This window comes from Hydrogenophaga sp. (assembly GCF_025699295.1).
Lineage (GTDB): Bacteria > Pseudomonadota > Gammaproteobacteria > Burkholderiales > Burkholderiaceae_C > Hydrogenophaga.
Genome location: NZ_JAILWB010000007.1, coordinates 72,294 through 90,945, shown reverse-complemented (window position 1 = coordinate 90,945; position 18,652 = coordinate 72,294). Strand labels below are relative to the sequence as shown.

23 protein-coding genes are annotated in these 18,652 nt (G+C 66.6%); 9 read left to right on the top strand and 14 right to left on the bottom strand.

Features of this window, described 5'->3' with window-relative positions; all coding sequences use genetic code 11:
• Positions 1–109: 109 nt before the first annotated feature.
• Complete coding sequence (locus K5880_RS08950) at positions 110–997, top strand: LysR substrate-binding domain-containing protein (protein ID WP_297650890.1); 888 nt, start codon at positions 110–112, stop codon at positions 995–997.
• Between the two features lie 504 nt (positions 998–1,501).
• On the opposite strand, the gene K5880_RS08945 is transcribed toward K5880_RS08950, so the two are convergent.
• The 9 genes from K5880_RS08945 to K5880_RS08905 form a co-directional block, all read right to left on the bottom strand.
• Positions 1,502–2,086 (bottom strand): malonic semialdehyde reductase, encoded by a 585-nt coding sequence (locus tag K5880_RS08945; RefSeq protein ID WP_297650888.1) that lies wholly within the window; start codon positions 2,084–2,086, stop codon positions 1,502–1,504.
• 56 nt (positions 2,087–2,142) lie between these two features.
• Positions 2,143–3,153 carry a tripartite tricarboxylate transporter substrate binding protein gene (locus K5880_RS08940; RefSeq protein WP_297650886.1) on the bottom strand — a complete coding sequence of 337 codons (1,011 nt, stop codon included), beginning with the start codon at positions 3,151–3,153 and terminating at the stop codon, positions 2,143–2,145.
• A 69-nt stretch (positions 3,154–3,222) separates the two neighbouring features.
• On the bottom strand, positions 3,223–3,861 hold the full coding sequence (locus K5880_RS08935) for a nuclear transport factor 2 family protein (protein WP_366882729.1): 639 nt from the start codon (positions 3,859–3,861) through the stop codon (positions 3,223–3,225).
• Positions 3,862–3,897: 36 nt separating this feature from the next.
• Complete coding sequence (locus K5880_RS08930; RefSeq protein ID WP_297650884.1) at positions 3,898–4,200, bottom strand: Dabb family protein; 303 nt, start codon at positions 4,198–4,200, stop codon at positions 3,898–3,900.
• Positions 4,197–4,499: a YciI family protein gene (locus K5880_RS08925; protein ID WP_297650883.1), complete on the bottom strand. Its 303-nt coding sequence runs from the start codon at positions 4,497–4,499 to the stop codon at positions 4,197–4,199. Before K5880_RS08925 ends, K5880_RS08930 begins: the two co-directional genes overlap by 4 nt.
• Before the next feature lie 16 nt (positions 4,500–4,515).
• Complete coding sequence (locus K5880_RS08920; protein WP_297650881.1) at positions 4,516–5,838, bottom strand: TRAP transporter large permease; 1,323 nt, start codon at positions 5,836–5,838, stop codon at positions 4,516–4,518.
• The gene (locus tag K5880_RS08915) at positions 5,835–6,392 is read right to left on the bottom strand and encodes a TRAP transporter small permease (RefSeq protein ID WP_297650879.1); all 558 of its coding nucleotides are present in this window, start codon (positions 6,390–6,392) and stop codon (positions 5,835–5,837) included. Before K5880_RS08915 ends, K5880_RS08920 begins: the two co-directional genes overlap by 4 nt.
• A 7-nt stretch (positions 6,393–6,399) precedes the next feature.
• The gene (locus K5880_RS08910) at positions 6,400–7,500 is read right to left on the bottom strand and encodes a C4-dicarboxylate TRAP transporter substrate-binding protein (protein ID WP_297650877.1); all 1,101 of its coding nucleotides are present in this window, start codon (positions 7,498–7,500) and stop codon (positions 6,400–6,402) included.
• A 28-nt stretch (positions 7,501–7,528) separates the two neighbouring features.
• A complete protein-coding gene (locus tag K5880_RS08905; RefSeq protein ID WP_297650875.1) occupies positions 7,529–8,371 on the bottom strand; it encodes an intradiol ring-cleavage dioxygenase in 843 nt (280 codons plus the stop codon).
• A gap of 122 nt (positions 8,372–8,493) precedes the next feature.
• Between K5880_RS08905 and K5880_RS08900 the strand changes: the two genes are divergently transcribed.
• The 6 genes from K5880_RS08900 (at position 8,494) to K5880_RS08875 (ending at position 11,850) form a co-directional block, all read left to right on the top strand.
• A complete protein-coding gene (locus K5880_RS08900) occupies positions 8,494–9,423 on the top strand; it encodes a LysR family transcriptional regulator (RefSeq protein WP_297650874.1) in 930 nt (309 codons plus the stop codon).
• Between the two features lie 12 nt (positions 9,424–9,435).
• Complete coding sequence (locus K5880_RS08895; RefSeq protein ID WP_297650873.1) at positions 9,436–9,921, top strand: GNAT family N-acetyltransferase; 486 nt, start codon at positions 9,436–9,438, stop codon at positions 9,919–9,921.
• Positions 9,922–9,940: 19 nt separating this feature from the next.
• Entirely contained in the window at positions 9,941–10,471 is a 531-nt protein-coding gene (locus K5880_RS08890; RefSeq protein WP_297650872.1) for a hypothetical protein, read from the top strand.
• 130 nt (positions 10,472–10,601) lie between these two features.
• A complete protein-coding gene (locus K5880_RS08885; RefSeq protein ID WP_297650871.1) occupies positions 10,602–10,817 on the top strand; it encodes a type II toxin-antitoxin system RelE/ParE family toxin in 216 nt (71 codons plus the stop codon).
• A gap of 15 nt (positions 10,818–10,832) precedes the next feature.
• Positions 10,833–11,153, top strand: coding sequence for a DNA-binding transcriptional regulator (locus K5880_RS08880; protein ID WP_297650869.1), 321 nt, complete (start codon positions 10,833–10,835; stop codon positions 11,151–11,153).
• Between the two features lie 37 nt (positions 11,154–11,190).
• A complete protein-coding gene (locus tag K5880_RS08875; protein WP_297650867.1) occupies positions 11,191–11,850 on the top strand; it encodes a hypothetical protein in 660 nt (219 codons plus the stop codon).
• A 20-nt stretch (positions 11,851–11,870) separates the two neighbouring features.
• Here the strand turns inward: K5880_RS08875 and K5880_RS08870 are convergent, their stop codons facing one another.
• From K5880_RS08870 to K5880_RS08855, 4 genes are read right to left on the bottom strand one after another with little or no spacing between them, the layout of a single operon-like run.
• Complete coding sequence (locus K5880_RS08870) at positions 11,871–12,929, bottom strand: maleylacetate reductase (protein ID WP_297650865.1); 1,059 nt, start codon at positions 12,927–12,929, stop codon at positions 11,871–11,873.
• Entirely contained in the window at positions 12,926–13,795 is an 870-nt protein-coding gene (locus K5880_RS08865) for an NAD(P)-dependent oxidoreductase (protein WP_297650863.1), read from the bottom strand. The genes K5880_RS08870 and K5880_RS08865 overlap by 4 nt, the downstream gene beginning before the upstream one ends.
• A 20-nt stretch (positions 13,796–13,815) precedes the next feature.
• Positions 13,816–15,156, bottom strand: a complete 1,341-nt coding sequence (locus K5880_RS08860; protein ID WP_297650861.1) for an amidohydrolase family protein — start codon at positions 15,154–15,156, stop codon at positions 13,816–13,818.
• 9 nt (positions 15,157–15,165) lie between these two features.
• Complete coding sequence (locus K5880_RS08855; protein ID WP_297650859.1) at positions 15,166–16,152, bottom strand: NAD(P)-dependent oxidoreductase; 987 nt, start codon at positions 16,150–16,152, stop codon at positions 15,166–15,168.
• 140 nt (positions 16,153–16,292) lie between these two features.
• Here K5880_RS08855 and K5880_RS08850 point away from each other — a divergent pair, with 140 nt between their 5' ends.
• A complete protein-coding gene (locus K5880_RS08850; RefSeq protein ID WP_297650857.1) occupies positions 16,293–17,009 on the top strand; it encodes a 3-oxoacid CoA-transferase subunit A in 717 nt (238 codons plus the stop codon).
• Positions 17,010–17,023: 14 nt separating this feature from the next.
• The gene (locus K5880_RS08845; RefSeq protein ID WP_297650855.1) at positions 17,024–17,668 is read left to right on the top strand and encodes a 3-oxoacid CoA-transferase subunit B; all 645 of its coding nucleotides are present in this window, start codon (positions 17,024–17,026) and stop codon (positions 17,666–17,668) included.
• 29 nt (positions 17,669–17,697) lie between these two features.
• Here the strand turns inward: K5880_RS08845 and K5880_RS08840 are convergent, their stop codons facing one another.
• The gene (locus K5880_RS08840; protein WP_297650854.1) at positions 17,698–18,600 is read right to left on the bottom strand and encodes a hypothetical protein; all 903 of its coding nucleotides are present in this window, start codon (positions 18,598–18,600) and stop codon (positions 17,698–17,700) included.
• Positions 18,601–18,652: the final 52 nt, after the last annotated feature.

The window sequence follows — 18,652 nt, the reverse complement described above, 5'->3', positions numbered from 1 at the left end:
GGCTTGTCTCCTTGTTGTGGGGGCAGTCTAGGGAATTGGTGGTGGCGATGGAAGTGATGTTTTTCGACCGCTATCATCGATGTCATCGATGATGCAAATGGGATATGCCATGGAACTCAGACACGTCCGCTATTTCGACGCCGTGGCCGACACGCTCAACTTCACGCGCGCGGCCGAACGCCTGCACGTGACGCAATCCACCCTGTCGCACCAGATCCGGCAGCTGGAGGAGGAACTGGGCCTGGTGCTGTTCGACCGCGGCCACAAGCGTGTAGCGCTGACCGAGGCGGGCGAGATGCTGCGCAGCCACCTGGTGCCGGCGCTGCAGCAGATCGACCGGGGCCTGCAGGCGCTCAGCCGCGAACCGGAGGCCATCTCGGGCGAGCTGCGCATCGGCACCACGCACAGCTTCAACACGCGGTTGGTGCCGCTGTGCGTGTCGTCCTTCCTGGCCTACCACCCCGGCATGCGCGTGACGGTCGAGGAGCTCTCGGCCGAGCTGATCGCCCGGCGCATCGCCAGCGGCCACCTGGATCTGGGTGTGTCGTACCGGCCGCAGGACCGACCCGAGCTGTGGTTCGAGCCGCTCTACAACGAGGAACTGCGCCTGGTGGTGGCCGACAAGCACCCTTTCGCGAAGCGGCGGCGCGTGCGCATGATCGAACTCAACCGCTGCCGCATGGTGCTGCTGCCACCGCAGTTCTCCACCCGCAAGCTGCTGGACGACTGCTTCGAGGCCGCGGGCGCGCAGCCGCTGGTGATCGCGCAGCTCAACTCGATCGCACCCATGCTCGAACTCATCCGCCAGACCGACCTGGCCGGCATCATCGCGGAGACCGCCGTCTCGCCGTCGGCCGGTCTGCGCATGGTGCCGCTGGAAGACCCGACGCCGATCCGCACGCCCGGCCTGCTGTGGAAAAAGGGTGGCAACCGCTCGCCAACGGTCAAACACATGGCGTCCGTGATCCGGCGGGCTGCGTCGGGGCATGCGGGGTGATGGCCTTCTGCCATGGCGGGTTGGCATGTCAGGGATGGGCACAGGGCCTTGACGGCTTGAATGCAGCGGCCCTCGCTGCGCGAGGACTGCCCTGCGGTGCTCTCGGCCTCAGGCAAGTTCGCAAACTCGCTTCGCTCAAACATGCGAACTTGACCGCGCTGCGCGCGGCTACCTGAGTCCCCTGCGCTCCTCGGCGCCGCACATGCGCCGCCAAGACCCTGTGCCCATCCCTGACGAGGGAGGCTTTGGCGCGCCAACAAGGTCGTCCAGAGGGGCCGGGCTCTGCCGCCGGGGGCGCCTGTGCGTGGCCGAGGAGCGCAGTTGACCGGGGTTGCCGCGCGGCACGCGCGGTCGATCGCGCATGTCTGAGCGAAGCGAGTTTGCGCGATCGCCCCGGGCAGCGAGCACCGCAGGGTACCCGGTGCATTGCACCGGGCCACGCACCTGAAGCCCTCGGCGGCAGAGCCCTGCCCCTCGTCGCGAGGCGGCAGCGCGCAACAACGCTCAGAGCACCTGGCACGCCTCGTCAAACCCCAGCCGCGCATTGCGATCGAACAGCTTGGCGTCGTCGCCGTAGCCCAGGTTGATGAGGAAATTGGCGCGCCAGCGCCCGTCGGGAAAAAACTCCGCGTTCACCTTGGCCAGGTCCACGCCGCTCATGGGCCCGCAGTCCAGCCCGAGCGCGCGCGCGGCGATGATGAAGTAGGCGCCGCCCAGCGTGCCGTTGCGCGTGGCCGTGGCCTCGGCCAGCGCCGGGTTGCCCTCGAAGTTTTCCTTCGCGCCCTCGCGGTGCCACACCTTGGGCATGAACTCATAGAAGCGCGTGTCGGTGGCCACGATCACCGTCACCGGCGCGGCGCGCGTCTTGTCCAGGTTGCCCGGCGTGAGCGCGGGCAGCAGGCGCGCTCGCGACCCGGCCGTCTTCAGGAACACATAGCGCGTGGGCTGCGTGTTCATCGAGGTTGGTCCCATGCGGGCAATGTCGTAGACCTGCCGCAGCAGCTCGTCGGGCACGGGTTTGTCGATGAAGCCGTTGGCGGTGCGCGCCTTGAGGAAGATCTGGTCAAGGGCTTTCGCGTCGATGGTCATGGTGATGTGGAAGAGAGAGAGAGAGAGAGAGAGAAGGAAAGGAAAACGGTGGGCGCTCAATCCAGGCTGATGTTGGCCGCGCGGATCAGGCCGGTCCAGCGCGTGACGTCGCGCTGCAGCATGGTGCGGGCCTGGCTCACGCTCACCTTCATGGGCGTGCCACCGGCCTTGCGGAAGGTCTCCTGCAGCTCGGGCGTGGCAATCACCTTCGCCAGTTCCGTGCGCAGGCGCTCCAGTGCGTCGGCCGGCGTCTTGCTGGGCGCGAAATAGCCGAACCAGGACTCCAGATCAAGCTGGACCACACCGGACTCGTTGATGGTCGGCACGTTCGGCTGCAGGGCATTGCGCTCGGCGCCAGAGACCGCGATCGCCTTGAGCTTGCCCGACTCCACATGGCCGCGCGTGGTGGGCGTGAGGTCGAAGAACAGGTCCACGCGGTCGCCCAGCAGGTCGGCGTAGGCGGCCTGCGCGCCACGGTACGGCACGTGCACCACGTCCACGCCGGCCTGGTTCCACAGGGCCGCTGCCAGCACATGCTGGCCTGAACCGTTGCCGGCGGAGGCGTAGGTCAGCTTGCCCGGGTTGGCCTTGGCGTAGGCCACCAGCTCGGCCAGGTTGTTGAACGGCATGCCGTTGCGCGCCACCAGGGTGTAGCTGTAGCTCACCGCCAGGCCCACGGGCTCGAAGTCCTTCAGGCTGTCGTACGACAGCTGCTTGTACAGGCCCATGTTCAGCACCATGTTGGATACCGATCCCGTCAGCAGCGTGTAGCCGTCGGGCGCGGCCTTGGCCGCCGCGTCTGTGCCCACCAGGGTGCCCGAACCAGTGCGGTTCTCCACCACCACGGCCTGGCCGATGCCCTTGGCCAGCCGCTCGGCGAGCTGGCGCCCCACGAAATCAAAACCACCACCGGGCGGCTGCGGCACGATCACACGGATCGGCCGGTTCGGGAAATCCGCCTGCGCCCAGGCCATGGGCGCCAGGGTGGCGGCGAAGGCGGCGCAGGGTGCGATCCCCAGCAGCTGGCGGCGGGACAACAGGTGCTGCCTGGTTTCGGTGTGGTTCATGTCGTGTCTCCTCGTCGTTGTCGTTGGAAAAAAGAAGGCAGTCGGGCATCGTCGGCCCGCCGCGCGGAATCAGGCCGGGTTCACTTCGCGCTCGAGCGCGCCACCGGCGAGCCAGCGCGCGCCGCGCCGGTACAGCTCGTCCACCACCGGCCCCTTGAGCATGGGCATGTCCATCTTCACCGTGTAGCCGATGCGGGTCTGGATGTAGGCCAGGTGGCGGTAGCCCTCGGGCATGGCGGCCAGGGCTTTCTGGTCGAGCGCGAGCACGGCGGTCGAATCCACCGGGTCGATGCGGTCCTTCTCGTAGATCGGCTGGCGGTGCAGCAGCTTCCACCGGCCTTCATGGCGCACCACGAAGTCGTAGAACCGGCCGGTGCAGACCACGTCGCACAGCACGGGGCCGTCCACGCCGTCCACCATGCCGCGCTGCGAAATCGTCATCTTGGTCTGCGCGATGGCGCGGTCGCCCGCGACCTCCACCGCAGAACCGCCCAGGAAATGCAGGATGCTCACGCCCTTGGCCCAGCCCTCCTGCGTCACACGGATGAAATCGGCGAAGGGCCCCTGGAACCAGGTGGCCATCATCACGCCCTGCGGATGCCACACGGTGGCGAAACGCTCCCAGTCGCCGGCGTCGCGCCACACGGCCCAGCGCTCCACCATCTGGCGGATCAACAGCTCGTCCTTCATCGCATCGTCTTCCTGCACTTCTCTGCTCCTCTTGTGGTTGAAATGGGGGGTTCTTCAATCGCTCTCGAAGTCGACCTGGTGGCGTGTGATGCGCAGGCCTTCGAGTTCGCGGCGCACGCGCAGGTGTTCGGGGTGGTCGGCGTAGGCGTCGAGCGCCTGGCGCGACTCGAACTCGGAATACAGCACCACGTCGCAGGCGTAGTCGACCCGGCTCACGTCCAGGCCGATCTCCAGCCGCAGCAGGCCGGGGATGCGCGCACCCAGGCCCTCGAATGCGGACTTGAGGCGCAGCGCGTTGCGCTGCTTCTCCTCGGCGTTGTCGCCCAGGAGGTTCCACATGACGATGTGCTTGATCATGCTGGCGGAAACCCGGCCTTCTGCGGCCACAGGTTGGCGAAGGCGTGCACCGTGGTGCTCGCATACAGGCCGGCCATGAAGAACGGCTCCTGCGCCAGCCAGTGCTGCGCGGCCTCGCGGTCGGGGAAGTCGATGGCCAGCAGGCTGCCCACCATGGTCACGCCGTCGTCGGCCAGCAACGGGCCGGCAAAGGCCATGCGCTCGGCCTGCTGTGCCAGGTAGGCCTTGTGCTGCGGCCGCACGGTCTGGCGCAGCTCGCCCGCGGCGGGTTTGTCGAGCAGGTGGAAGATGTAGATCATCGATGTCTCGCAAAGGTCACATGCGGGCCAGCCAGATGGACAGGCCCGGGAACATGGCAAACAGGAACAGCGCGGAGATCATCACCAGCACGAAGGGCAGCGTGCCGGCGAAGATGTCGCGGATGGTGATGCGCGGATCGTTCAGCGCCGACTTCACGGTGTAGACCGAGACCCCGAACGGTGGCGTGAGCAGGCCGATCTCCACCGCGACCACCGTAAGCACGCCGAACCAGATCAGGTCCATGCCGAACTCGCGCGCCACCGGCAGCACGATGGGCAGCATGATGAGCATGATCGAGACCGAATCGATGATGCAGCCCAGTGCGATCACGATGACCAGGTAGGCCAGCAGGAATGCCCAGGGGCCCAGCCCCATCTCGGTGATGCCGGTGGTGATGGCCGCGGGCATGCCGGTGAGCGCGAGCATGCGGCTGTAGAGCGACGCGGCCGCGATCAGGAACAGCACCGAGACCGAGACGTAGCCCGTCTCCACCAGCACGTTCCACAGCTTGCGCCAGGTCAGGCGCCGGCGCAGCAGCGCGATGGCGAACGCGCCCGCCGCGCCCACGGCGCCGGCCTCGGTGGGCGTGAAGATGCCGCCGTAAAGGCCACCGAGCACCAGCACCACCAGCGTGAGGATGGGCAGGAACTTCACAGCCGCCGTCGCCGCCGTCTCCTGCTGTTCCTCCCCGTCCGGGGCGCGCTGCACACCGCCGGTGAAGATCTTGGTCGGCCAGAAGTAGGCAAACCCGAGGATGAGCGCGGCAAAGCCGAGGGCCAGGCACAGGCCCGGCAGGATGCCGGCGAGGAACATGCGGCCGATCGATTCCTCGGCGATCACGCCGTAGATGATCATCAGCAGCGACGGCGGGATCAGCATGCCCAGCACCGAGGAGCCCGCGACCACGCCCACCGAGAAGCGTGGCGTGTAGCCGTGGCGCATCATCTCGGGCACCGCCACCTTGGTGAACACCGAGGCCGAGGCAATGGAGATGCCGGTGATCGCGGCGAACACCGCATTGGCCCCCACCGTGGCCAGGCCCAGGCCACCCTTGAGCCGCCGCAGCAACCACTGGAACACATCGAAGGTGTCTCGCCCGACCCCGGAGACGCTCACGAACATGCCCATGAGCACGAACAGCGGCACCACGCCGAAGAGGTAGTCGCGGATCGCGTCGTTGGCGGAGGCGCCCACGAAGCGCGCGGCGATCTCGGGCGAGCGGATGAACAGCACGCTGACGAACGAGGTGACGATGAGCGCCACGCCGATGTGCATGCCCAGCACGATGGCCACGAGCATGACGCCGATGGCCATGAAACCGATGCCGAGGTCGCTCATGCCGTGCTCCTGCGGCTGTCGATCATGTCCTGCCAGGCCAGCAGAAGGTACTGCAACGTCGCCAGCGACGCGCCCACCACCACCACCAGCCGCATCGGCCAGGTGGGGAAGGTGAACAGGCCCTCGATGCCCAGGAACTCGTTGTTGGTCCACGAACGCAGCAGCAGCGGCCAGGTGGCGTAGGCGATGACGCCGCAGGCGAACACGCCGAACAGCGAGAACACCGCGCGCAGGCGCCGCCCGCCACGCGGGTTGCGCAGCAGGTATGGGTCCAGGAACAGGTCGGCGCGCGACATGCGGCCATGGCGCAACGTGGCGGGCAGCTGCAGGAAGACGATGATGATGATGGACGTGGCCACCATCTCGGACACGCCCTCGATCGGCTGGTTGAACAGGTTGCGCATGAACACGTCGGCGCACATCAGCACCATGGTGGCCGCGATCACCAGGGAGCCCAGCCCGTTGAGCCCATCAATCAGATGGCCCAGCGGGCTGGACCGCGCCGCCGAGGGCGGCGGCCCCTCGTCGAGGTTGGTGTTGGCTTCAAAGCTCATGCCGAGATCACAATTCCTTGTCCCAGTCGCGCAGGGGTTTTGCGCCGCGCTTGCGCAGCTCCTCCATGTAGGTCTTCACGATGTCGCCCGCCGGTCCGCGCGAGGCATTGGTCTTGACCCAGTCGGCCGTGATGTTGGGCATGGTCCTGGCCCACTTCTCGCGCTCGCCGCCGGCCATGGGCGCGATCTTCACCGGCACCGCCTGCTTCGCCCCCTGCTCGCCAATGGCCTTGAGCGCGGCCTCGTAGCGCTGCATCAGGGTTTCGCCCAGCACGCGCGAGTACTCCAGTCCCACGTCCTTCACGATCTTCTGCACCTCCGGTGGCAGCGCGCCGAAGCTGTCCTTGTTCATGGCCATGCCGCCGTTGTAGAGCGCGCCGATATCCACCGTGGTGACGTAGGGCGCCACCTCGTAGATCTTGTTGGGCAGGATGCCGGTGGAGATCGATATCGTGCCCTCGCTGACGCCGGTCTGGATGTCGGTGTAATAGCTGGTGAGCGAGCCGTCCACCGGTACCGCGCCCGAGCCGCGCAGCCACACGCCCACCGCGCCCGGGGCCGATATCTTCTTGCCGTTGAGGTCGGCGTAGGTGGCGATCGGGGTCTTGGTGAACAGGTGGTAGGTATCCACGCCGCTGGCGCCCAGGAACACCACGTTGTTGCGGTCCCACTCGGCCTTGAGCGCGGGCACCTTCTCGTTCATCTCGTTGGCCACCTGCAGCACGGTGCGCACATCTCCCGATGCGAACGGAACCACCGTCGCGTACTGCGTCAGCGGCATCTTGGCCGCCTCGAGGTTGGCGAACACCCAGCCCACATCGGCAATGCCCGAGCCCACGCTGGTGAGCGTGGCGTTCATCTTGTAGAGCTGGCCACCGTAGGCCTCTTTCCACTCGATCTTGTAGCCCTTGCCCAGCGCGGCCACGCGCTTGTTCACCTCGGGCACGAACAGCGTGCTCATCAGACCCACCCAGGGCAGCGTGGTCGGGTGGCTGGACGCGATCGTCAGCTTGAAGGTCTGCTGCGCCTGCGCGCTGCCCAGGCCCGCCGCGCTCAGGGCCGCCACCAGCGCGGTCGTCACGAAAGCTCGTTTCTGCATCTTCATCATGGTCTTGTCTCCTGTAGTCGTAGGCCTCTCAGGCCGTGGTTTTCTGCACCGGGTTGAGCACAAAATCGAAATCGAGGGTGAAGCTGCCGTCGGGCTGCTCCAGCCAGTCGGCCACCAGCGACTGGCGCACGCCGAACACCGCGTCGGAATCCAGGTAGCGGTCGCCGTTGCGGAACACATGGGTCACCAGGGTCTGGTACCCCGGCGCCTTGATCATGAAATGCAGGTGCGCGGGCCGCCATGGGTGGCGGCCGGTGGCCTTGAGCATGTCGCCCACCGGGCCATCGTCCGGAATCGGGTACGACTCGGCCACCACGCTGCGGAAGTGGAAACGCCCGTCGGGGCCGCTGTGGAGCACGCCGCGCCCCTGCGCGTGGTCCAGGCCCTCGCGCTGCACGTCGTAGTTGCCGCCGGCGTCGGCCTGCCACACATCGATCTCGGCGTCGGCAATCGCCTCGCCGCCGAGGCCGCGCACACTGCCACGCACCACGCAGGGCACGCCCGGCGCGCCGTTGGCCACGTCCTCGCCATGCGCGTAGTGCGGCGCACCTTCCACATGGAAAGGTCCGAACACGGTGGATTCGGTGCAGCCAGCGGGCTTGTCGTTGTTCAGCGCCACGGTGAGCATGGACAGGCCCAGCGTGTCCGACAGCAGGATGAACTCCTGGCGCTGGCCGTCGCACATGTGGCCGGTAGCCGTGAGGAATTCGATGCCCTGCATCCACTCGGCCTCGGTCAGTTTCACCTCGCGCGCGAAAGCGTGCAGGTGCTGCACGAGGCTGGTCATGATCTGCTTGAGGCGTGGGTCCGGCGTCTGCGCCATGCGCGCCAGAACCGCCTGGGTGATGTTGTACTGGTCGAGGTTTCTCAACGCGTGTCTCCTGATCGCCTGCACGCGATGTGCAGTGCCGGCACAATGTAGAGCCTGGGCGCGCAGGGACCAATGCCTGAGACAAAAATGACTTTTCCGTCAGGCGCAACAAAGTGGAGACCATGGACCGCTGGACCGAGATCGAACTGTTCGTGCAGGTGGCCGAGACCGGCAGCCTGAGCCGTGCGGCGGAGCTGCTCAACCTCTCCAACGCCAGCGCCAGCCGCCATCTCGCGGCCCTGGAGGAGCGCCTGGGCGTGCGCCTGGTGGAGCGCAACACGCGCCGGCTCTACCTCACCGACACCGGGCAGGAATTCTTCCAGCGCGCGCGCAACATCCTGAGCGACCTGCGCGACGCCGAGTCCGACGTCAACGCCGCCGCGCTCAACCCCACCGGCGTGCTGCGCGTGACGGCCTCGCTCTCGTTCTCCATGCACCACATCGCGCCACTGCTGCGCGAATACACCGAGCGCTACCCCAACGTGACGGTGCACGTGGAAGCGGCCAACCGCTACCTGGACATCATCGACAACAACATCGACGTGGCGATCCGCAACCGCGAGTACGAGCCCGACAGCAACATCACCATCCGCCGCCTGGCGGAGACGCGGCGCATCCTCGTGGCCTCACCGGGCTACCTCGCACGCCATGGCGTGCCCAAGGAGCTGGACGACCTGCAGCGGCACAAGCTGCTGATCTACATCCACGCCAACAACCCCAACGAGTTGCGCTTCGCGCGCGGCGACGAACAGCGCACGGTCATCGTGAAAGGCCTGCTGGAGAGCAACGACGGCCAGATCCTGCGCGCTGCCGCGCTCGACGGCATGGGCATCCTCATCCAGCCCAGCTACATCGTCTACGACGACGTCGTGGCCGGTCGCCTGGTGCCCATGCTCGACGACTGGGACCTGCCCCACCTGACGATCAACCTGGCCTACCCCAGCCGCAAGCACCTCAGCGCCAAGGTGCGCACCTTCATCGACTTCATGGCCGCGCACTTCAAGAAGATGGACTACGAGCGGAAGTGGACGGGGCGGTTTGTGGTGTATTGAGGCCGTGCCCACATGAATGCCACTGTCCGCCCCTTCCGCATGGGCGAAGAAGCCGCCCTCTACCGGGTGCACCACGGCGCCGTCCACCGCGTTGCCTCGCGCGACTACACGCCCGAGCAATTGAACGCCTGGGCACCACCCGAGCCTGACCACGATGCCTGGACGATCAAGATGCGCACCCTCCGCCCGTTCGTGGCCGAGGTCGACGGCGTGATCGTGGGCTATGCCGATGTGCAGCCCTCCGGCTACATCGTCCATTTCTTCGTGTCCGCCGACTTCCCGCGCCAGGGGGTGGGCCGCATGCTGATGGACCGCATCCACGAGGAGGCCGACCGCCTCGGGGTCACAGAGCTCACTTCGGACGTCAGCAAGACCGCACAACCCTTCTTCACCCGCTTCGGCTTCCAGATCGTGGAGCAACGCTTCCCCGTGCGACAGGGCGTCACCATTCCCAATGCGCTCATGCGCAAGACCCTGACCCGACAGGCTCCGGGCTGATCACCACGCCAGGACCACGATGCCTTCCATACGCACCAGCGAATTTCCGGCCAATGCCCTGCTCGCCAGATACCGCGAGGGCGGCGCCTACACCGACTGCTATGCCGTGGACGTGGGTCGGGTGGTCTCGCAGGCTGCGTACGTCGAGGCCTTCTACACCTCGACGGTGTTCAAAGTGGAGCGGCAGTTGCTGGCCTGGTTCGTGTCGAAGCCGGCCACCGATCATCAAGCGCGCTTGCTCGCCAGCGGCCAGCTGGACGCCTTCTCGGCCTGGACGGTGGAGGGCCGCACGGCCCATCAATTGCTGCTCTGTGACTTCCAGAGTCGCACGCGCTCCTGGCTGATGAGTGCACCGGTCGATGTCAACGGATCGCCGGGCACCCGCCTGTACTTCGGCTCGGCGGTGGTGCCTGTGCGGGACCGGCGCACCGGCCAGGCGACGATGGGATGGCCGTTCCGGGCGCTGCTCGGGTTTCACAAGCTGTACTCGCGCGTGCTTGTGCGCGCGGCGCTCTCCCGACTCTCGCGCACGACCGCTCCAGCGCAATAGGCCAGGCGGCAGCCCAACAGCCGACCAGCATCCCAAGTACTCAGGCCCCAAGCACTGGTCTCTACATCTGTCCCTTGTCAATTCATAGCACTAAGTGCTATAAATGCAAAAACGCAGGGGAGTGAGGGATATGCCGATTTACAAGACTCGGTGGTTTGACCGTTGGGCGCGCAAACAAGATTTGGCGACATCCAGTTTGTGCGATGCCGTGAACGAGATGACCAAAGGACTGTTCGATGCCGATCTGGGCAGCGGATTGTTCAAAAAGCGGATCGCACGACCCGGACAGGGCAAGAGCAGCGGGTTCCGCAGGCAATCAGCGTGGCGCAACACGAAGGCGAATTGATCGAGGTGAACTGCCATGACGAAGAAAACAAAGTCTCCCCTCCTCGCGGCCGTCCATGAAACGGCCAGGGGCTTGTACAAAGCGGGCGTGATGGACCAGATCACGCTGCGCGAGTTCGACCAGCTGTGCGTGCCACCCGTTGAGCCCCTGGAGCCAGCGGAGATCAAACACATCCGCGAGGCCGCTCACGTCAGTCAGGCGGTGTTTGCCAAGCTGCTGAACACCAGTCTGTCTACCGTTCAGAAGTGGGAGATCGGGCAGAAGAAGCCCACGGGGACGGCGTTGAAATTGCTGCACTTGGTGCAGCAGCGAGGGTTGGATGTGGTGGTGAACTAGTGTCGCCTTTCCAAGGCCAGGATTCACAGGTCCTTCAATGAGTTCGAAGCATCTATCAAACGGCCGGTCGTTTTTTCGAGCCCTGGCAGGTCCCGACCTCGCAGACCTTCTCCTTGAGGTCGCAGAAGTTGCTACCGACAAAGTCGCTCAGGAAGAATTTTTGCGAGAGATACCGGTTTACGGAATAGGCGCCAAGGCTCTTCGAGCGGTGCGACATGTCAGGGAGGAGCTTTTTGTTCGAAAGCTGCATCGATTCCTCTCTGAGCTAAAGGATGTGACCCCGAAAGAGCGATCCATGCTGTTGCAGAAATATCCTGACGGCTCACCTGAACAACACGATCTTGGCGAGAACTTGCTACTGGCGCTTGACCGCATCGATTCTGTGGAAAAGCCAGTTGTACTGGCACGATTTTTCACGGCTTACATGGCGGACCAGTTCGACTACCCCACTTTCAGTCGTCTATGGCGCTCACTGGAAAGATTCAACATTGCGCTTCTGCCGCAGTTGCGGTGGTACTACACCCGTCAAGGAACTCCTCTTGAGGTCTCCGAGGACTTGCAGCACGAGTTCAGCTTGTGCGGTTTGTTGACCGTGAGCTTGGAGCAATCCGGCTTGATCAACGGCTCTGCAGACTACCGTTACTCTTCAATTGGAAAGATCTTTCTTGACGTTGGATTCGGTGTTCGTTCGGAATAAGGAGTCCGCAGTACGCAACATTACTCCGGCCTCTTTCCCTCAAACGCCTCCTGCAACAACGTCCGAATGGCCCCCCGCTCCAGCGGCCTCGGATTCGGGTACTGGTTGCTCATGGCGATGTCACACGCCTTGTCGAGGTCCTCGGCCTTCATGCCGATGTCGCGCAACGCCACAGGCGCACCGTTGTTCTTCGCCAGGTCGTACACCGCCTGCGCCGCGCTTGCACCACCCAGGGCGCGCGCAATGCGCTCCATGGCCTGCGGCGCGGCAGCCGCGTTGTAGGCCAGCGCGTGCGGCAGCACGATGGTGTGCGTTTCGGCGTGCGGCAGGTTGAAGCTGCCGCCCAGGGTGTGGCAGAGCTTGTGGTGCAGGGCCATGCCGACCGAGCCGAGCACGATGCCGCAGAGCCAGGCGCCATAGAGCGCGTCGCCCCGTGCGTCCACATCCTGGGGGTCGGCGACGATGCGCGGCAGTGCGCGACCGATGGCGGCGATGCCCTCCTCGGCCATCAGGTCCACCACCGGGTTGCCCTCGACCGAGTACAGCCCCTCGGCCGCGTGGGCAATGGCGTTGATGCCGCTGGTCACGCTCAGGCCCACGGGCAAGGTCAGGGTGAGTTCGGGGTCGTAGATCACGCTGCGCGGCAGCACGCGCAGGTCCTTGCCGGTTTTCTTCAGGCCGGCTTCGGTGATGCCGTAGATGGGCGTCATTTCCGAACCGGCGTAGGTGGTGGGGATGGCCAGGATGGGCAGGCCCGAGTCGAGCGCGATGGCCTTGCCCAGGCCCGTGGTGGAGCCGCCGCCAATGGCCACGGCGCAGTCGGCTCCCAGGCGGCGTGCTTCTTCGCGCGCTTCGCGCGCGGTCTCGATCGGCACGTGCATCACCGCGCGGTCGAAGATGCCGGCGGCGCGATCGCCCAGCAAGGCCGCCACGCGTTCGGCCGAGGCGCGCTGCTCGGGTGTGCACAGCACCAGCGCGCGGTGCGCGCCCATGGCCTCGATGGCCTGTGGCAGCTGCGCCAGCGCACCGGCGCCGAACACCACGCGCGAGGGCAGGCCCTGGTAGACGAACGATCTCATGGCACCAGCCCCGCGCTGCGTTCCACGGCCTTGATGATGGCGGCGTAGTCGTCTCCTGCGTCGCCCTGGGCCTGTGCGGCAGCCATGAGCTGGCGCGTCATCGCGGTCTGCGGCACGGGGGCTTCACAGGCGGCGGCTTCGCCGAGGATGAGGTCGAGATCCTTGTTCATCTGGGTCACGGTGAAGGTGGGCGAGAAGTCGCGTTTTGAGAGTTGTACCGCCTTGGCCTTGAGGATGGGCGAGGCCACGGCGCTGGCGCCGAGCACGGCCCACATGTCTTCCCAGGCCAGGCCGCCCTTCTGCCCGAGCGTGAGGCCTTCGGCCAGCATGGCGCTGGTCTGCGCGATCAGCAGGTTCACCACCAGCTTCATCAGCCGCGCCTGCTCGCCGCTGCCCAGGTAGAAGTGGTTCGGCCCCCAGCAGCGCAGCAGTGGCAGCAGGCGCTCGTGCACGGCCATGGGGCCGGAGGCCATCACCGTGAGTTGCGCCGCCTCGGCCATGTGGTTGTTGCCCGAGACGGTGGCGCGCAGGTAGTGCACGCCCGCCGCCTCGCAGGCCTGCGCCACCTCGGCCGATGCGGCCTGCGACACGGTGCTGGTGTCCACGTACACCGCGCCGCGCGGCAGCGTGGCCGCCACGGCGGCGCCGACGCTGCGCAGTGCGCCGTCGTGCGGCAGGGACGACATCACCACGCCGGCAGACGCCAGCGCGTCCGGGCTGGCGGGCTTGAGGCCCCGCGCGGCCGCCAGTTGCAGGCGAGCCGCATCCGGGTCGCTCACGGTCACGGTGTGTCCCGCGGCATGCAGGTGCGTGGCCATGGGCAGGCCCATCTTGCCGACGCCGATGAAATGGATGGTTTCGCTCATGCGGGTTGGTTCCTGCGTGTTCAAAGGCCCATGGCCTGCGTGATCTTGCGGCCCGACTGCCGCAGGCGCTCCAGCAGCGCAGGGATGTCGGCATCGAGCACGCGCCCCCCGCGTTTGCGCCACTGGCCAGCGACCATCACGCTCTCGATGTTGGCCAGCGAGGCCTGCAACACCACGGCGCTGACCGGGTCGTGCACCGGCTGCATGTTGAGTTCGTCGGCGCGGACCAGCACGAGGTCGGCCTGCTTGCCCGGTGCCAGGCTGCCGATGCGCTCCTGCTGCTTGAGCATGCGCGCGCCCTCGATCGTGACCCAGGCCAGCGCCTCGCGCGTGGTGATGGTGGACGTGGGCGGGATGCTGCCGTGCGCCTCGCGGTGGGCCACGTTGTCCAGGCTGCGCTGGATGCCCAGGGCGATGCGCGCCTGGCTGAGCATGTCGCCGCTCATCACGCTCTCCAGGTCGACGCCCAGCGAGGGCGCGCGGCCCAGCGCGCGCAGGCGCCCGGTGAGCGGATGGCCATGGCCTTGCGACATCTCGCTCTCGGCCGCCGCGGAAAAGCTCATGCCGAGTTCGCAGAAGCGCTGCAGCTGCGCGTCGCTGAGCGCGTGGCCGTGCACGATGTTGATGTGCGGCCCGAGCAGGCCGGCGGCCTCCAGCCGTTCCCAGCCGTCGGGCGTGCGCGCGGGGCCGCCACCCTGGTGCATGGAGGCGATCAACCCCAGATCCTGCGCCATGCGGAAGTCGTGCATCGCCACCTCAAGCGTGCTGTAGTGCGGCCCGAGCACGGCGGCGTGGATGCTCAGCAGCGGTTGGCCCGCATGGGCCTTGAGCAGGCGCTCGACCTCGGCGCGCGGGTGCGGCTGTTCCCAGAACGGTGTCTCGCCGGGCCTGGGGTCGGGCTTGGGCGTGCCGTGGAAGAAGGCCGCGCGGATGCCGGATTGCAGCAGCGCGGCCACGGCCGCGTCGTTGTGGGCGGGCGTGGGGTTGTTGTGGCACCAGTCCGCCAGCGTGGTGGTGCCGCAGTTGATCTGGTTGAGCGCACCCACCAGGGTGGCGATGTGCAGGTCGTCCGGTGTGAACACCGTGGCCAGGCCGGCGTGCATGTTCTTGAAGTACTGCAGCAGCGTCCAGTTCGCGGCCACGCCGCGCAGCGCCGTCTGCCAGGTGTGCATGTGCGCGTTGATCAGGCCCGGGATGAGGATGCAGCCGGTGGCATCGACCACCTGCGCACCATCCGCCGACAGCTGCGGCGCGATGGCCTCGATGGTGTCGCCCGCCACCAGCAGGTCACCACGCGGCAGGTCGCCCTGCGCGTCCATGGTGACGATGGTGGCACCGCGAATGAGCGTGCGCTGTGCCATGCCCCGCCCTCAGCTGCTCAGGCCGTCGCTGACCTCGACGTTCAGCGGCTGGATGTCCAGACCCGCGTCGGCCGCCGTCTCCTTGAGCAGCACGGCGAAGTCGATGTCCTCGTAGCCCCGGCCCACCACGCGCGCGATGCTCTCGCGCGTGGCCGCCGCCGCCGGCATGGCCACGCCGTGGGCCTTGGCCGCGCCCAGGCCCAGGTCCATGTCTTTCAGCAGCAGCTTCGGCGTGAAGGTGACCTGATCGAAGGTGAGGTTGGTGAGCACCGGCGTCTTGTAGCGCGTGTACATGCTGCCCAGCACCGAGTCGTTGATGCTCTCCAGGAACACGTTGCGGGGAATGCCCGCCTTCTCGGCCAGCACCGTGATCTCGCACAGGTTCTGGATGATCACGCCGAACATGGTGTTGTGCGCGATCTTCCACACGCGCGCGAGCTCGCCCTCTCCCACCCACATGGCCTTGCGCGACATCGCGGCCAGCAGCGGCTCGGCCTCGTCGTAGACCGCCTTCGGGCCCGAGGCCACCACCAGCAGCTTGCCGGCCTTGGCCACCTTGGCGTTGCCCGAAACCGGCGCGCACAGGTAGATGACGCCCAGGGCTTCGAGCCGGGCGCGGATCTCGGCCGAGCCTTCCTGCGAGATCGACGAGCTGTCGATCACCACGCGCGGGCGCTGCGCGCTGGCGACCAGGCCGCCCTCGCCGAACAGCACGTCCTTCAGGTCGTTCGTGGTGGAGACCATGGTGAACACGGTGTCGCAGGCGGCCAGATCCTGCTTGCTGTTGACCACCACGGCTCCGTATTCGGCCAGGGGCGCGGCCTTGGCTGCAGTGCGGTTCCACACCTCCACCGCGTGGCCCGCCTTCGTCAGCCGCTTGACCATGGCCTCGCCCATGCGACCCAATCCGATCCATCCAATGCGCTTGCTCACTCGTGTCTCCGTCTCTTGTGTAGGTTGGGCGTCGAGTGTCCCGCCGCGGCCGGCGCGGTGCAACGGACTGGCTGGAAATCAGTTTTCCGGTCCGCGAAAAGTCGGAGATTGCCTCTGCGCATACGCTTGGCGCAGGGGTGATGCAGGCCGGCTGCGGCCCATAATCGCCCTCTCTTTCCACTGTGCAAGCAGGAGACTTCGCCTTGATCAACAAGATCGCGGCCTCGGTGAACGAGGCGCTCGCCGGCATCGAAGACGGTGCCACCGTGCTCATCGGCGGCTTCGGCACCGCCGGCATCCCCGGAGAACTCATCGACGGCCTGATCGACCAGGGCGCGCGAAACCTCACCGTGGTCAACAACAACGCCGGCAACGGCGACACCGGCCTGGCCGCGCTGCTCCAGACCGGGCGCGTGCGCAAGGTCATCTGCAGCTTTCCGCGCCAGGCCGACAGCCATGTGTTCGACGCGCTTTACCGCAGCGGAAAACTCGAGCTCGAACTGGTACCGCAGGGCAATCTGGCCGAGCGCCTGCGCGCCGCCGGCGCGGGTATCGGCGCCTTCTTCACGCCCACGGGCTTCGGCACCGAACTGGCGAAGAACGCCGACGGCACGCCGAAGGAAACGCGCGTGATCAACGGCAAACCGTATGTGCTGGAGTACCCGATCTTCGGCGACGTGGCCCTCATCAAGGCCGAGCGCGGCGACCGCTGGGGCAACCTCACCTACCGCAAGGCCGCGCGCAACTTCGGCCCGGTGATGGCCACCGCCGCGAAACGCACCATCGCCAGCGTGTACGACATCGCCGAACTCGGCAGCTTCGACCCCGAGGCCGTGGTCACACCCGGCATCCACGTCAGCGCCATCGTGCGGATTCCCCGCGTGGCCACGCAGGCCGGCGGCTTCAAGGCCACCGCCTGAAAGCAGACAACACCATGAGCAGCTACACCCGAAGAACCAAGGACGAACTCGCGCGCCGCGTGGCGCAGGACATCCACGACGGCGCCTACGTGAACCTGGGCATCGGCCAGCCCACGCTGGTGGCCAACCACCTGCCCGCGGGCATCGAGGTGGTGCTGCACAGCGAGAACGGCATCCTGGGCATGGGCCCGGCACCTGCGGCCGGCGAGGAAGACTACGACCTCATCAACGCCGGCAAGCAGCCGGTGACGCTGCTGCCCGGCGGCGTGTACTTCCACCACGCCGACAGCTTCGCCATGATGCGCGGCGGCCACCTGGACATCTGCGTGCTCGGCGCCTTCCAGGTCTCGGCCACGGGCGACCTGGCCAACTGGAGCACGGGCGAGCCCGGCAGCATCCCTGCCGTGGGCGGGGCCATGGACCTGGCCATCGGCGCCAAGCAGACCTGGGTGATGATGGACCTGCTCACCAAGCAGGGCGCGAGCAAGGTGGTGGCGCAGTGCACCTACCCGCTCACCGGCATCGGCTGCGTCAAGCGCATCTACAGCGACCTGGCCACGCTGGAATGCACGCCGCAGGGCCTGCGGCTCATCGATGCCGTGGACGGCCTGGCGCATGCGGAACTGGAAAAACTCGCAGGGCTGCCGATCGCGGTCTGAGCACCGGCTCCGGCGCCGCGCCTCTGTCTTCAAGACTTGGGCATGCGCCGCAGGGTGTCCTGGTGGCGCTGCAGCACCGCGGAGTCGGTGACGTTCACGTTGGCGCCTTGTGACAAGGCCCGCGATATGCCCGCCGGGTCATTGGAGAGCATCGCCACCCAGAGCGCCACATCAGGGTCCGCCACCCCCACAGAGATCAGGTACTGAAACTGGGCCAGTCGAACATCGGTGGCAGCGGCGCCTGCGCCCTGGTCTGCCGGCGCCCGACAGTAGCCCAGCTCCTCGCACAGCTTTCGCGCGATGACGTTGCGGGGGTCATACTGGCGCAGGAGATCAAGGATGCGTTTGAGCAACTGGCCCAGGTCCGTGTCCGGAAGCTCCGGTATCCATTCCTCGGGAAATATCCGTCTCAGCGCCTCGGCAATGTCGTCGGCGTCGATGTCCACGCCGCCGATGAGTGCCGAGCACAGCGCGCGCACCAGCCGCATGCACAGCCAGCACTTGTCCTTGAACCTGGCGAAAACCGGTTCGAGGATTCGGCCTTTCACCTCCTTGATCAGCCTGCGCAGGGTGCGCGCCGACTTGTCGACCACCAGCACATGCAGTCCGACCGGCTGGCCACCCGGAAACGCCACACGCGCCACCATGCCCGATGCCGACAACGGCGCAGACACCAGGGAGAAAACCCTGTCTTCAGCCGCGTGCCGGCGGGCCTGGTAACGGTCGGCGTTCAGCGCCACCCGCTCGCCCCCCTGCTCCAGGGTCAGCGCCTCGCTGAGGTGGAGCCCTTCGGCTATGAAGATGGCCACACGGTCTGCGTTGTCGTGCAAGGGTGCGAACTCGTGCTGCAGCACACCTTCCCCACCGGACACGTCATAGGTGTGCAGGCTGCCGATATCCCCCAGATCGATCTGGGCAAGTTGAAGGTTCATCGCCGCGCTCCCTCTGCAAGAAGTTCTCGACTGTCCGGATTAGAGGGGCTTT

What these genes read in the sequence shown, in the direction of transcription:
- K5880_RS08910 (WP_297650877.1), bottom strand. Translation starts at nt 7,500, where the DNA reads ATGATGAAGATGCAGAAACGAGCTTTCGTGACGACCGCGCTGGTGGCG.
- K5880_RS08870 (WP_297650865.1), bottom strand. Translation starts at nt 12,929, where the DNA reads ATGAGATCGTTCGTCTACCAGGGCCTGCCCTCGCGCGTGGTGTTCGGC.
- K5880_RS08885 (WP_297650871.1), top strand. Translation starts at nt 10,602, where the DNA reads ATGCCGATTTACAAGACTCGGTGGTTTGACCGTTGGGCGCGCAAACAA.
- K5880_RS08900 (WP_297650874.1), top strand. Translation starts at nt 8,494, where the DNA reads ATGGACCGCTGGACCGAGATCGAACTGTTCGTGCAGGTGGCCGAGACC.
- K5880_RS08895 (WP_297650873.1), top strand. Translation starts at nt 9,436, where the DNA reads ATGAATGCCACTGTCCGCCCCTTCCGCATGGGCGAAGAAGCCGCCCTC.
- K5880_RS08880 (WP_297650869.1), top strand. Translation starts at nt 10,833, where the DNA reads ATGACGAAGAAAACAAAGTCTCCCCTCCTCGCGGCCGTCCATGAAACG.
- K5880_RS08915 (WP_297650879.1), bottom strand. Translation starts at nt 6,392, where the DNA reads ATGAGCTTTGAAGCCAACACCAACCTCGACGAGGGGCCGCCGCCCTCG.
- K5880_RS08860 (WP_297650861.1), bottom strand. Translation starts at nt 15,156, where the DNA reads ATGGCACAGCGCACGCTCATTCGCGGTGCCACCATCGTCACCATGGAC.
- K5880_RS08840 (WP_297650854.1), bottom strand. Translation starts at nt 18,600, where the DNA reads ATGAACCTTCAACTTGCCCAGATCGATCTGGGGGATATCGGCAGCCTG.
- K5880_RS08945 (WP_297650888.1), bottom strand. Translation starts at nt 2,086, where the DNA reads ATGACCATCGACGCGAAAGCCCTTGACCAGATCTTCCTCAAGGCGCGC.
- K5880_RS08920 (WP_297650881.1), bottom strand. Translation starts at nt 5,838, where the DNA reads ATGAGCGACCTCGGCATCGGTTTCATGGCCATCGGCGTCATGCTCGTG.
- K5880_RS08950 (WP_297650890.1), top strand. Translation starts at nt 110, where the DNA reads ATGGAACTCAGACACGTCCGCTATTTCGACGCCGTGGCCGACACGCTC.
- K5880_RS08890 (WP_297650872.1), top strand. Translation starts at nt 9,941, where the DNA reads ATGCCTTCCATACGCACCAGCGAATTTCCGGCCAATGCCCTGCTCGCC.
- K5880_RS08940 (WP_297650886.1), bottom strand. Translation starts at nt 3,153, where the DNA reads ATGAACCACACCGAAACCAGGCAGCACCTGTTGTCCCGCCGCCAGCTG.
- K5880_RS08875 (WP_297650867.1), top strand. Translation starts at nt 11,191, where the DNA reads ATGAGTTCGAAGCATCTATCAAACGGCCGGTCGTTTTTTCGAGCCCTG.
- K5880_RS08930 (WP_297650884.1), bottom strand. Translation starts at nt 4,200, where the DNA reads ATGATCAAGCACATCGTCATGTGGAACCTCCTGGGCGACAACGCCGAG.
- K5880_RS08845 (WP_297650855.1), top strand. Translation starts at nt 17,024, where the DNA reads ATGAGCAGCTACACCCGAAGAACCAAGGACGAACTCGCGCGCCGCGTG.
- K5880_RS08925 (WP_297650883.1), bottom strand. Translation starts at nt 4,499, where the DNA reads ATGATCTACATCTTCCACCTGCTCGACAAACCCGCCGCGGGCGAGCTG.
- K5880_RS08865 (WP_297650863.1), bottom strand. Translation starts at nt 13,795, where the DNA reads ATGAGCGAAACCATCCATTTCATCGGCGTCGGCAAGATGGGCCTGCCC.